Here is a 12,764-nt window from a genome sequence, read left to right as displayed (position 1 = left end):
TATGTCACAGCATCTTAGGGGGTACGGGCTGACAGCCACGCAGGCCGCGCAGCGGTTACTGGAAAACGGGCCGAATGCCTTGCCCGCCTCGCGTCCCTTGAGTGCCGGACGCCTGCTGCTTGATGTTGTTTCCGAACCGATGTTCCTGCTGCTGGTCGCCTGCGGCGTCATTTATCTGCTGCTTGGCGACCGCAATGAAGCGCTGATGCTGCTGGGCTTTGTTTGCATCGTCATGGGCATCACTTTCTTTCAGCGCAGGCGCACGGAACGCTCGCTGAACGCCCTAAGCGACCTTTCCTGTCCGCGCGCCCTGGTGATACGCGACGGAAAACAGCAGCGCATCGCTGGCAGGGACTTGGTGCTGGGCGACCTGGTGCTGCTGGCCGAGGGCGACCGCGTGCCCGCCGATATGGAACTGCTCAGTGCATCGAATTTGACGGTCGACGAGTCCATGCTCACGGGCGAGTCCGTGCCGGTAGTCAAGCATGGCTGCGGCGAGACTGGCGGCAGTCCGGACAGCCTCGTGTATTCCGGCACCCTGATCACGCAAGGCACTGCCAGCGGCCTGGTAGTCGCCACCGGCCCCCATAGTGCACTCGGTCGCATCGGCGCCTCGCTTGCCACCATGGGGAGCGAGCTGACACCGATTCAACTGGAAACACGCCGCGTCGTCAGGAATGTCGCCATCGGCGGCTTGTGTCTCGCCGCAGGCCTGGCATTGGTCTATTGGTGGCTGCGCGGCGATGCCCTGCAAGGCCTGCTGGCAGGTCTCACGCTGGCCATGGCGATCCTGCCTGAAGAATTGCCGGTGATATTGACGCTTTTCCTGGGCTTGGGCGCCTGGCGCCTGGGGCGGGAAAGCATCCTGGCGCGCAGCATACCCGCGATCGAATTGTTGGGCGCGACGACGGTACTGTGCGTTGACAAGACCGGTACGCTGACGGTCAACCGCATGGATGTGGCCCGGCTGTGGTCGGAGACCTGCGCCCATGATTGGCGCAGCAGTCACGCCAGGGCCTTGCAGGAAGAGCTGCACCGCTTGCTCGAATATGCCGTCCTGGCAAGCCATCGGCGGGCGTTCGATCCGATGGAGTCGGCCATCAGCCAGACCGGTGCCCGCTTGCTGGCCAATACCGAGCACCTGCATGCCGACTGGCGACTGATCGACGATTATCCGCTGTCGCGGAAAATGCTGGCCATGTCGCGGGTATGGCAATCGCCGGACCATTCCGAGTTCCTGGTGGCGGCGAAGGGTGCGCCCGAGGCCATCATCGATCTGTGCCATCTGGCACCGGCGCGCGCCGCCGCCATCGCGGCGCAGGTACAGGCCATGGCGAACGGCGGTTTGCGTGTGATTGGCGTCGCCAGCGCCACCTTTGCCGCGCCACCCTTGCCTGACAACCAGCATGTCTTCGATTTTGAATTCCTGGGCCTGCTTGGCTTGCACGACCCGGTACGCCCGGAAGTGCCCGATGCGGTGGCGCAATGTCACGCGGCCGGGATGCGCGTGGTGATGATCACGGGCGACCATCCCGCCACGGCGCTGGCGATCGCGCAGCAGGCCGGTATCGCCGGCATGGCGGCCAGAGTCATGTCCGGCATGGACCTGGCCGCGCTGGACGATTCGGCACTAAAAGCGCGCCTGGGGGATACCGACATCTTTTGCCGCATTGCGCCGGAGCAGAAATTGCGCCTGGTGCAAGCTTTCCGCAGCCGTGGCGATATCGTCGCCATGACCGGCGATGGCGTCAACGATGCGCCCGCATTGAAGGCGGCCAACATTGGCGTGGCCATGGGCGCCCGTGGCACCGACGTCGCGCGCGAGGCGGCAGCGCTGGTATTGCTCAAGGATGATTTTTCTTCCCTGCTGCTGGCGGTGCAACATGGCCGGCGCCTGTTTGCCAACCTGCGCAAGGCCATCGTCTTCATCGTCGCGGTGCATGTGCCCATCGTTGGCCTGTCCATCCTGCCGGTGCTGCTGGGCTGGCCCATGCTCCTGATGCCCGTGCACATACTGTTTTTGCAAATGGTGATCGACCCCGCCTGCTCGATCGTGTTCGAGGCCGAGCCGATCGAGGCGGACGCCATGGTGAGCAAACCCAGAAGGCCGGACATGCATTTGTTCGACCGTGAAATACTGCTGCGCGGCCTGCTGCAGGGGGTAGGGCTGTTGGCGATGCTGGTCGGCTTCCACGTGCTGGTGCTGTGGACGGGCAATTCCGATGAAGTGGCGCGCACGACGACCTTCATCAGCCTCGTGGCGTCGAACCTGGGATTGATCTATGTCAATCGCCAATGGACCCAGCCGTCATGGAGGAGGGGGCTGAAGTCGAACCGGGCGTTCGCCTGGATCAGCATGGCGGCCTCGCTGTTGCTGTTGTTGGTGCTGGGCGTGGAGGCCATCCGCAAGCTGTTTGCCTTCGCGCTGCCGGACATGGCACTGCTGATGCAGTGCACATTCGTCGCCGTGCTCGGCATCATCTGGTTTGAGTGCGTCAAGTGGGGCTTGTCAAAATGGTGCTGGCTGCGCGCTGCGGCACCGGCGCATTGATGCACGGCCATTCAGATCAGACCATCTTGCCGTCGATGATCAGAATTTCCTCGAGCAAGGCGCCGTGACGCAGGACGAACAGCACGTCCATGCCCCGTTTTCTGGCCAGCGCGACACCGTCGTCCTCGCCCAGCACCATGAACGCCGTGGCCCAGGCATCGGCCAGCATGCAGCTGGGGGCCAGCACGGTAACGGCCGCGAGACGATTCGATACCGGATGACGCAAGGCCGGATGCATGGTGTGCGCATGGCGCGTTCCGTCGATCTCGACCCAGCGGCGATAGTCACCCGAGGTGGCAATGGCCACGTCGTGCAGTTCCATCACGCCACCGATTTCACGGATGCCAGGTGTCGGCTTTTCTATCGCCACGGTCCATGCCTGGCCATCCGGCCTGAGCGAGCGCGCGCGCATTTCTCCATCGATACCGACCAGGTAGCTGGCGATGGACCAGCCATCGAGGCAATGCGCCAGCTGGTCGACGCCAAAACCCTTGGCGATCCCCGACAGGTCGAGCATCAGCGGCGCGCGCTTGCATACCTGCAGAGCCGCCAGATTCAGCTCCAGTGCCTCGGCGGCCGGGCAGTAAGTCATGCCGTGCTGTGCCGCGATCTGCGCCGATGACGTGCGTTGCGACGGCCCGAATCCCCAGTCCTCCACCAGCTGGCCAACCGCCATGTCGAAGGCGCCGCCCGATTCGCGGCTGACCAGCAGCCCCGCAGCGAGCACCTGCGCCAGCTCCTGCGGCACAGCAAGCCAGGTGTTTTCCGGCGCCGCGTTCAGGCGGCACAGGTCCGAGGCGGCATTCCAGGTCGACATCTGCCGGTCGACCCTGTCGACGGCGGCAAACAGGCTGGCGCCGATGGCGGCCAGGTCCGCTTGTCCGGCCGCATAGAATACGGCCGTATAGCGGCTGCCCATGGTTTCGCCATTCAGGCTGTAGCGCCGCAGCGCTGGTTCAGAAGACGTCTTCACGATACCTTCCTTTTTCCCGCAGCGCCGCTACATCGAGCTTGAGTGGTGCGAGTATCTGGTCCATGGCCTGCCTCACGCTGGCGGCCATGGCGCGGCTGCCGCAGACGAGCACCTGGCCATCGTCGGCGATCAGGCGGCGCATATTGTCGGCATCGTCCATCAACCGGGTCTGCACGTGGACGCCATTTTTGACTCTGGAGAAGGCCGTGTGCAGCTGCGTCAGCCGACGGTCCGCCAGATAGTTGCGCAGTTCGGGCTCATACAGAAAATCGGAGTCGGGATGGCGCCCGCCCCAGTACAAGTACATCGGATGTTGGCCCGTATTGTTGCGGATGAAACCGGCCAGTGGCCCGATCCCGGTACCGGCACCGATCAGGATGACGGGCGCCTTGCCCAGGGCCGGACGAAATTGCGGATTGGGCTGGATAAAGGCTTCGATGCGGTCCCCCGGCAGCAAGTTGTGCAGGTAGCTTGAACACACGCCCCCAGGCTGCTTGCGCACGCAAATTTCCAGCACGCCGTCACCCGATCCGCTCGCCAGCGAATAAAAGCGCGGCATGGAACTGCCGGGCGCCATGACACCAGCGAGGTCGCCGGCCTCAAAGCGGGGCAGTCGGTGGGAGGCAAGCCGGCTTTTCAGCCAACCGGCGCTGGCCGGCGGTGGGGCGGCTATAAAGCGCAGCACCACGGTGGGATCGTGCTCCTCCTCGCCGTAGGCGATGCGCTCGCGCAATTGCAGCGCATGCGTGTGCGGATGTGCCGGCGCATAGTCGAGTACGAACTCGTGGCCCAGCAACGGGCCGACCTGGCTCCCCCAGCGCGCGAATTCCTGCGGCGACTGACGGTCGATCAGGGCCAGTTCAAGCAACTGGCGCCATCCGCGTGCCGCCATCGCCGCATCGACCTTCTGTGCGAACTGGCAGAAAGTGGGGAACTGGCGGTCGCCGAAACCGAGCACGGCGTAACTTGCCGCCTGGTTGGGGGAAATACCGGCCAAATTGGCCAGAAAGTGCCGGGCGGAGGCGGGAGCGTCGCCATCGCCATACGTCGCCGTCAGGATGAACACCTGTCGCGCGGCGCCGTGGCGGGACGAGAACTGGTTCATCGGCGCCGTGTGCACGCGTTGTCCGGCCTGTCGCAAGGCATCGTGCAGCGCGCGAGCAAAGCCCCAGGTACTGTTGTTTTCGCTCCCCACCAGGATCACGGTGTCGGCCGAAGCCGGAGCCGAGTTGTTGGCGATGCGCGGTTTGGCCCGCTGCCGCTGCCACCATACGGCAATGCCCGTCACCGCCAGCCAGGGCGCGCCGAGCGCACTCAGGCCGAGTACCAGGCCCAGCCACCACAAGCCTTCGCCCGTATGCAACTGGTAGATCAGTTCAAAGGCTGCTCGGACATTGCTGTGTGCGCGGTAGGCCAGCAGCGCGCCGCTGGACTGGTCGACATAGGCGTCGCCTTGCCGGGTGCGCAAGGTGTAGACGGCGCTGCTGTCACCGGCAAGCGGAAAGGAAAGTTCGCGCAGATCGACCAGACTGGTTGCCAGCAAGGCTGGCAAGCGGGCAGCGGGCAGCGGGGTGCCGCCGGAGGTGGTGGCGGGGATATCGGGTTCGTCCTGGCTGCCATCGGCAATGAGGGTGAAGGTCGCCGCCGACATGTAGCTGCCGGTCACTGCGGACAACAGCAGGCCGGCGACAGCAAAACGGGCCACCGCAGCGTGCCAGCGCTGGCTGCGATTGCCATGCAGTGGACGTGCCAGCTGGCGCCAACCGCCCACCCGCTTGGCCAGCAGGAGTAGCCCTGAGACTGATACCAGCAGCATCAGCAGGGCAGCGATGCCGACAGCGGCGCTGCCGGGCGTGTCGAGGAATAATGACCTGTGCAACTCCTTGAACCAGCGCGCGTATGCCGGCGGCGCATAGGGCGCGATCGCCTTGCCGCTGGACGGGTCGACCCGGTCCACGCCCGAGATGTCGCCAGCGCTGTAATAGACGATGATGGTTCCGGAGGCCGTGCGCTGGATCTGCTCGGCTCCCGGATAGTGGAGCGCCACCCGGCCCGCCAGTTCGGCAACGCTGACGCCCGCCGGCACGCTGGTCGCAAGCCGCTCGAGCGCGGGGTTGATCGACAGCACGGCGCCCGTCAAACCGATGAGCATGACCAGCAGTGCGCTGATCAGGCCAGCGAGCGAATGTATCTGTCGTAACATGCGTCGGTTGCTACATGTCGTAAATGAAGGACTTGACGTAGCCGCGTCCACCGACGGCTTTGCCGGCACCCTGTTTGGTCAGTGGCGTGTGCACGTCGGCCGGATGATCGCGCCCGTCCTCTGCCGCGCTGTCAACCCGGATCTCGTAACCGGCATCAATCAGTGTGTCGGCCAGCTCGACCGTCACCTTGAGGGTTTTGCCGCTGCCGACGCTCGCTCCGCTGACGCCGTCAAATTCGCTCGCCTTCATGCCGCTACCGCGTGCCCAGTCGCTCAGGTGCTTGTAATACTTGGTCTTCTTTCCAGCTACCCATAACGTTTTCTTGTACTTGCCGGCGGCATCCGTGACATATACGGCCAGGTACGCGCCGTTGCCGGCGTAGTTCTTCAGTTGCGCGGTGAGTGTGACCGGGCGCGCCTGGACGATACCGGGCAACGCCAATGCGCCTGCAAGGCAGGCGCAGGCTGTGATGTTTTTCATTGCTTTTCCCCTTGGGATGTCGGACCTGCAGGCCGCCTGACGGGAGCCTGCGGTACAGGGCCGAGGTAGTCGGCGGTGTCGCCGTTGTTGCCGAAGTCCACCGCCAGGCTGCGCATGCGCAGCGACGCCGGGGAGTATTTGGCCTTGATTTTGTTGCCGTTACGATCAATGGCTCTGAGCTCGTAGCAGCCGTCATCGATCTTGATGCGCTGGACAGTCCAGCCACGCTGTTCGGCTTCCCGCTGCAATTGCTCGCGAGGTTTCCAGTCGGCAATCGGATCGGTGCAGTTGACCTCAGCACAGGCCGCGCCGCTGATAGCCAGTGCAGACAGCACCATGCATGTGCGCGCTAAGAACATCGCTCGCTCTCCTTTATAACCACCTGAGTATGGCAGTTCATGCTGACATCATACTTACCCGATCCGCATCGCACGATGAAAAATCCGGGTATTTGCGTGCCAACCATCGTGAGGTCAATTTTTTGTAAAAACATGCGGCACACTGTTCCGCCGCGCTTGTTTCCGGGCCATATCGGGCCTATTGTCTGGTAACAGGGGAGACAGGAGAGCTTACAATGACAATCATTCAGGTATTCGAACCCGCCATGTGCTGCAGCAGTGGCGTATGCGGAGTGGACATTGAACCGCAGTTGCTCCAGTTTTCGGCCGATGCGGATTGGGCGCGGCTCAACGGTGTGCAGCTGGAGCGCTACAACCTGGCCCAGCAACCGACGGCCTTTGCCGATAACGTGCAAGTGAAGCGCTTCCTGGAGCGCTCCGGTACCTGGTCGGCCTCGATGCCTTGCGCCGCCTGCTGCTGGCCGTGAACGGCAGCGCTTCTCCCGCCGTCGCGGCGCTGCCAGCGATCGCCACGCCTGCGCTTGCCAGCCTTGTTGATGAGATTGCCCAGAACGGCCACGGTCTGATCATGCTGATGGGGAAGGGCGGTGTCGGCAAGACCACCATTGCCGCTGCCGTGGCGGTGGCGCTGGCCAGGCGCGGCCATGCGGTGCATCTGACGACCTCGGATCCGGCCGGGAACCTGTCCGAAACGCTCCGCGGATCAATAGAGCATCTGAGCGTGAGCCGTATCGATCCGCATGCGGAAACAGAGCGTTACCGCCGGGAGGTGATGGAGACAAAAGGCAAGAAACTCGATGCGGCCGGACGCGCATTGCTGGAGGAGGACTTGCGCTCGCCCTGTACCGAAGAAATCGCCGTCTTTCAGGCGTTCTCGCGCGCGATACGCGAGGCTGGCAGAAAGTTTGTCGTGATGGATACCGCCCCCACGGGCCACACGCTGTTGCTGCTGGACGCAACGGGCGCTTACCACCGGGAAGTGATACGCCAGATGGCCGACACTCAGATGCACTTCACAACGCCCAAGATGCAGTTGCAGGACCAGGCCAAGGTATTGATCGTCACACTGGCCGAGACGACCCCGGTGCTGGAGGCGACAGGCCTGCAGGCCGACCTGCGCAGGGCAGGCATCGAACCGTGGGCCTGGGTCATCAACAACAGCCTGTGCGCGGCCAGCTCGCGCTCGCCTCTGCTGCGTCAGCGCGCGCAGAACGAACAGGGGTACATCGCGACAGTGGCCCGGCAGCTCGCGCATCGCTACGCGGTAGTGCCATTGCTGGCGGAGGATCCTGTGGGCGTCGCTCACCTGGAGCAATTGACCATGCCGGCTGTAGCGGCTGAACACAAGGCCATCAGATAGCCTTGACAAACAGCGCCAGCGCAGCCACTGCGGAAAACCGGCGGCGGTACTGGCGACGACGCCTGACATCGATACCAGCATGCACAGATAAAGCATGACGCGTACCAAGAGCGAGGGCGTACGTCTCTTGTTGTCATCGCGGCCATTAACCATTGAGGAGCAAGACCATGGACGCGAACGTCGGCAATATCGAATATGTTTCCCCTGACCTGACCCACACTCTATTTTACATAATATAAATTATGCGAAGTTAAGTAATCGAAAGAGAAAACTTGCTATTTCACGGTTTCCTCAATCGCAAATGCGATTTTGCCACTTGCTGGCCACGCGTACTTTTTGACTCGCATGGCTGCCCCTGCTTTGATTCCGACGCCGCACGGCTTGAGGCGCCCAATTTCACCGTACAGCCGGTCCTCGCCTTCGTGCTCCGCTTCGGCCTTCGGGCCGCGCTTCCCTTCAAACAAGGTGCCAGCGCGCGAAGTAATTTCTTTTTTCCACTGCGCCACCATCACCGGATGAACGCCATGCTGCTGAGCGATCTCGTTCACCGTCTTAACCCCGCGTACCGCCTCGAGGCCGACCTTCCCCTTGAACTCCGCGCTGTGCACTTTTCGCTTCTTTATTTCCGCCATTTGCCGCCATCCTCTCGTGAGGACCATGGCTTAAACCGCTGTCTCAAACCGTGGGTCCACTATAGGTTTCCCTCCCATTACCGGACCCGCATGATGGCCTGGTTCCTGGCGGCGATTCCCTTATCGTCCGTCGTCAGCGGCCCGCTCTCGGTATCGATGCTGAAAATGGATGGCTGGCTGGGTCTGCATGGCTGGCAATGGCTGTTTATTCTTCAGGGATTACCGGCTTGTGTTCTGGGCTTGCTTTGCCTGAAATTGCTGACCGACACGCCCGACAAAGCCGCATGGCTAAGCAAGTACGCATAAATTCTTGTGGATTCTGACTTCCATAACCGGCGCTCTGCGGCGTTGCCCGCTGCTAGCAGTGCTCGCACTGCGTCGCATCGGGCGCCTTGCAGCGCATCCGGTTCTGTTCGTCATAATTTCACAATAATTTCTTGGCACTTACTTAACACCTCAAGAGCGTCTGGCGCTGCAAGATGCGCCCGATAAAGAGCGGCAAGGTCGATCGCAGCACAGCTTCGCGCAATCGCTAAAAGATATTCGCGTCTGGTTATTGGCCGCCATTCTGTTCAGCTACATCATTGGTATTCTTGGCATCGGCGTATGGCTGCCTACCATTCTGAAAACCTACCGCCTCTCCGATACGCAAGTCGGTTTTGCCACGGCGCTTCCCTACATCATTGGCAGCGTTGCCATGTTGTTGTGGGCGCGCATTCTTGCCAAATCGCAACGTTACGTGAAACATCTGGCCCTGACCTGCGGGCTGGCGGCGATCGGTTTCTTCGGTTCCGTCATGTCGGAATCACTGGTGCCGGCGATGCTCGGACTGACCGTCGCCTTGATCGGACTATCGTCGGTAAGAACGTGTTTTTACAGCATCCCCGCCACCTTTCTGAGCCGAGAGGCAGCAGCAGGCGGACTGGCGTTCATTAATGCAGTAGGTAGTCTTGGCGGTCTGTTTGGCCCTTATATGGTCGGCTGGCTCAAAGATGTGACCGGCTCTTTCAAAGCCGGGCTGATCGGTATGGGCAGCATGCTGGTACTCGCCACCGTCCTGACGCTAATCCTGAAAACCATCATCAAGGAAGAATAATCCATGTCCACGTCACTCTGGCAGCCCAGCCTGCGCACACCCGATCCTGCCATTCGCATCCTGGACAAACGGTTCGAACATTACCGGCTCCCGCACGCCACCGTCGAACGCTTGTGGACCGGCTCACGTTGGGGGGAGGGGCCAGTATGGTTTGGCGACCGCCGCACCTTGTTGTGGACCGATTTACCTAACGGCCACATTCTGCGATGGGACGAAGAAACCGGCTCTGTAGCACCGTACCGCACCTCTGCCGACAAAGCCAACGGCCTGACCTGTGACCGGCAAGGCCGACTCATTGCCTGCGAACATGGCGGCCGCCGCGTGACCCGCACGGAATACGACGGCAGCATTACCGTTCTCGCAGATAGTTATCAGGGAAAGCCACTGAACTCGCCGAACGATGTCGTCGTCACCGCAGACGGTGCGGTCTGGTTTACCAGTCCGCCGTTCGGCCTGGTCAGCGATTACATGGGCCAAATTGCGGCGCCTCAGCTTCCTGCGAGCATCTACCGCATTGACCCGGCCAGTGGCATTCTCAATTGTGTCGCCGATGATGTCGCCGGCCCTAACGGGCTCGCGTTTTCTCCTGACGAAAAAATAATGTACGTCGTCGCCTCCCGGGCTCGGCCCCGCACCATCGTCGCTTACAACGTGGTCAATGGCAACTCCCTGAAGAACGGCAGAGTGCTGATCGACGCCGCCGACGGAACGACTGATGGCTTCCGTGTCGACATCGACGGCAACCTGTGGTGCGGATGGGGAACCGGTAGCGCCGAACTGGACGGTGTACGTATTTTCGCACCCGACGGCACGGCGATCGGCCACATCAGTTTGCCCGAACGTTGCGCAAATTTATGTTTTGGTGGCCGTCACAAGAACCGCCTTTTCATGGCCGCCAGCTCATCGCTGTACTCGCTGTACGTGAACACCCGCGGCGCCGTTTGATTGCCGGATCCGCCGCAATTGCGCAAGGCAATTGCGGGCTTTGTCATCCCCGCCGGCGGGGCAGTCTCAAGCATGCTTCCCTGCCCCTCCCCATTGCGCAAAAACAGTCATAGCCACACGCTACTGCACCGGTTGAAAGAATTTACTTCCAATTGTAAATGCGAATCATTACTATATGAGTCAAGGATCAGCCAGCTCAGAAAGGAGCCTCCCTTGCTCACCGCCATCAAAACATTCAGCCAGGTCGTCACCCACATGTCGATCGCCTTTGGCCTCGCTTACTTGCTGACAGGCTCGCTCGCCCTTGGTGGCCTGGCCGCCATCATCGAGCCGGTCCTCAACGTGGCCTTGCTGCCCTTGCACGAAAAGCTGTGGCATGCGATCCGCCAACGTCATGCACACCTGGGCGTGGCCGCGCTGGCCGGCGAAAAGCTGAGCCAGACCCTGATGCACATGGGCGTGGCCTTTTCCCTGATGTACTGGGCCACGGGTTCGGCGGCATTTGGCGGTGTGCTGGCGGTGATCGAGCCGATCTGCAATGTGATCGTGCTGCCTTTCCATGACGGCGTATGGGAGCGCCTGCGCATCAAGCTGGAACGGCGCGACGCGATCCGTCTCGCCGCGCTGCAAGTCAACTAGTTTCCTGCCCATACGGCCGGACGGCGCTGCGCCCAAGGCGCGGCCCGTTCCAGCTGGCCTGCCAGCTGCAACAAGCACCCTTCCCGGCCCAGTCCCGCCATGAATTGCATGCCGATCGGCAAACCATCGCCGGACATCGCCAGCGGTAACGACATCGCGGGCAACCCGGCCACATTGGCCAGCGGCGTGTAAGGCGAATGCTGGAACAGGCGCGCCGTCCAGGCAAAACCGTCCATCGATTCCTCGCCTTCTCCATAGCGCCCCAGTTGCCATGGCAGCGATGGCAAGGTCGGCGAGAGCAGCACATCGTAGTGCGCAAAGAAGGCGCCGGCCTGGCGCGTGACGGTATTGCGCACGTCCAGCGCAGCAACGAACTCGACCGCCGAGACTGTCTGGCCATAATGGTAGCAAGCCAACGTCGCCGGTTCCAGTGTGGCGCGCGAAATGACGCGGCCTGACTCTTGCGCCATGCCATCAATCCAGCCGACCAGGTTGGCGCACCAGATGCGGGCATTGGCCAGAACAAATGCTTCCCATGAGACGCCGAGGCTCGGTGCAGCCTCTTCCACATGGTGGCCAAGGCTTTCCAGCAGGCGCACGCAATCGTCCAGCGCCTGGCTTGTTTCGGCATCGGGACGCTGGCCGTCGCTGGCAGCGCGCATCACGCCGATGCGCAGCCGGCCAGGCGGCACGTCGACCTGCGACAGCCAATTATGGCCGGGTGCGGCAGTAATATACGGTTCGCCCGGCATGCCCCCTTGCACGGCATCGAGCAAGGCGGCGCTGTCGCGCACGCTGCGACTGAGGCCCAGTTGCACGCCCAGGCCGCTGAAAATTTCATCCATGGCCGGGCCGTTCGAGACGCGGCCGCGGCTCGGTTTCAACCCGAACAGGCCGGTGGACGCGGCCGGCACGCGGATGGAACCGGCCGCATCCGTCGCATGGGCCAAGGGCACGATGCCGGCCGCCACGGCGGCGGCTGCACCGCCGCTGGAGCCGCCAGTGCTGAATGACAAATTCCACGGATTGCGCGTAGCGCCATACAGCACCGCCTCGGTGGTGGTGGCAAACGCCATTTCGGGCGTGGTCGTGCGGCCGATGGTCACCAGGCCGGCGTGGCAGAACTGGCGCATCAGGAAAGTATCCTGGGCGGCTGCATGACCGGCCGCCAGGCGGCTGCCCATTTCCATTTTCTTGCCGGCCATGGCCACGGCGATATCCTTGATCAGGAAAGGCACGCCGGCAAAGGGCGCGGCCGCGTCAAACGGCCCGGGCTCGGCCGGCCAGTGTTCGATCACGGCATTGATGCGCGGATTGACGGCGTCGATGGCCTGCAGCGCGCAGGCCTGCAGGTGCACGGCGCTGACCTGGCCCTGGCGCACCAGCGCGGCCAAACCCAGGCCGTCATATTGAACATAGTCATGGAGTTGCATCAGATTGCTCCTTTAGTGGATGAGACGTGCAAAGGCACAGGAGCTACTCTAGGGCTTGCGGTATTATTGTAGAAATGAATAATAAAGATAGC

Annotated in this window: 10 protein-coding genes and 3 pseudogenes; 7 read left to right on the top strand and 6 right to left on the bottom strand. The window is 62.3% G+C overall.

Annotated elements, in window-relative coordinates; translation table 11 throughout:
- Position 1: 1 nt before the first annotated feature.
- Positions 2-2,551, top strand: a complete 2,550-nt coding sequence (locus CD932_RS16560; protein ID WP_176461016.1) for a cation-translocating P-type ATPase — start codon at positions 2-4, stop codon at positions 2,549-2,551.
- 16 nt (positions 2,552-2,567) lie between these two features.
- Here the strand turns inward: CD932_RS16560 and CD932_RS16555 are convergent, their stop codons facing one another.
- The 4 genes from CD932_RS16555 to CD932_RS16540 are packed head-to-tail and all read right to left on the bottom strand — an operon-like array spanning position 2,568 to position 6,567.
- Positions 2,568-3,524, bottom strand: coding sequence for an FAD:protein FMN transferase (locus tag CD932_RS16555; protein WP_217907303.1), 957 nt, complete (start codon positions 3,522-3,524; stop codon positions 2,568-2,570).
- On the bottom strand, positions 3,508-5,727 hold the full coding sequence (locus CD932_RS16550) for a PepSY domain-containing protein (protein ID WP_094443899.1): 2,220 nt from the start codon (positions 5,725-5,727) through the stop codon (positions 3,508-3,510). The genes CD932_RS16555 and CD932_RS16550 overlap by 17 nt, the downstream gene beginning before the upstream one ends.
- A 10-nt stretch (positions 5,728-5,737) precedes the next feature.
- Positions 5,738-6,208 (bottom strand): DUF2271 domain-containing protein, encoded by a 471-nt coding sequence (locus CD932_RS16545; protein WP_094443898.1) that lies wholly within the window; start codon positions 6,206-6,208, stop codon positions 5,738-5,740.
- The gene (locus tag CD932_RS16540; protein ID WP_094443897.1) at positions 6,205-6,567 is read right to left on the bottom strand and encodes a PepSY domain-containing protein; all 363 of its coding nucleotides are present in this window, start codon (positions 6,565-6,567) and stop codon (positions 6,205-6,207) included. The genes CD932_RS16545 and CD932_RS16540 overlap by 4 nt, the downstream gene beginning before the upstream one ends.
- Positions 6,568-6,782: 215 nt before the next feature.
- On the opposite strand from CD932_RS16540, the gene CD932_RS16535 reads away from it, so the two are divergent.
- Both CD932_RS16535 and CD932_RS16530 read left to right on the top strand, forming a co-directional pair.
- The gene (locus tag CD932_RS16535) at positions 6,783-7,034 is read left to right on the top strand and encodes an arsenic metallochaperone ArsD family protein (RefSeq protein ID WP_094443896.1); all 252 of its coding nucleotides are present in this window, start codon (positions 6,783-6,785) and stop codon (positions 7,032-7,034) included.
- Positions 6,992-7,927: pseudogene (locus CD932_RS16530) on the top strand (ArsA-related P-loop ATPase); the annotation flags it as partial. The gene CD932_RS16535 and the pseudogene CD932_RS16530, both read left to right, overlap by 43 nt.
- A gap of 380 nt (positions 7,928-8,307) precedes the next feature.
- Here CD932_RS16530 and CD932_RS16525 read toward each other — a convergent pair.
- Positions 8,308-8,559: pseudogene (locus CD932_RS16525) on the bottom strand (transposase); the annotation flags it as partial.
- A 66-nt stretch (positions 8,560-8,625) separates the two neighbouring features.
- Between CD932_RS16525 and CD932_RS16520 the strand changes: the two are divergent.
- From CD932_RS16520 to CD932_RS16505, 4 genes and pseudogenes are all read left to right on the top strand, one after another.
- Positions 8,626-8,853 (top strand): annotated as a pseudogene (locus CD932_RS16520) (MFS transporter); the annotation flags it as partial.
- A 172-nt stretch (positions 8,854-9,025) separates the two neighbouring features.
- The gene (locus CD932_RS16515; protein WP_094443894.1) at positions 9,026-9,655 is read left to right on the top strand and encodes an MFS transporter; all 630 of its coding nucleotides are present in this window, start codon (positions 9,026-9,028) and stop codon (positions 9,653-9,655) included.
- A 3-nt stretch (positions 9,656-9,658) separates the two neighbouring features.
- Positions 9,659-10,600 carry an SMP-30/gluconolactonase/LRE family protein gene (locus CD932_RS16510; protein WP_094443893.1) on the top strand — a complete coding sequence of 314 codons (942 nt, stop codon included), beginning with the start codon at positions 9,659-9,661 and terminating at the stop codon, positions 10,598-10,600.
- A gap of 213 nt (positions 10,601-10,813) precedes the next feature.
- Complete coding sequence (locus CD932_RS16505; protein ID WP_094443892.1) at positions 10,814-11,239, top strand: DUF2061 domain-containing protein; 426 nt, start codon at positions 10,814-10,816, stop codon at positions 11,237-11,239.
- On the opposite strand, the gene CD932_RS16500 is transcribed toward CD932_RS16505, so the two are convergent.
- Positions 11,236-12,672, bottom strand: a complete 1,437-nt coding sequence (locus CD932_RS16500) for an amidase (protein ID WP_094443891.1) — start codon at positions 12,670-12,672, stop codon at positions 11,236-11,238. The two genes, CD932_RS16505 and CD932_RS16500, sit on opposite strands and share 4 nt — an antisense overlap.
- Positions 12,673-12,764: the final 92 nt, after the last annotated feature.

The organism is Janthinobacterium sp. PC23-8 (assembly GCF_002250505.1).
Taxonomy (GTDB): Bacteria; Pseudomonadota; Gammaproteobacteria; order Burkholderiales; family Burkholderiaceae_D; genus Janthinobacterium.
The sequence above is the reverse complement of the archived record's forward strand: the minus strand, read 5'-3'. Positions and strand labels throughout refer to the sequence as shown.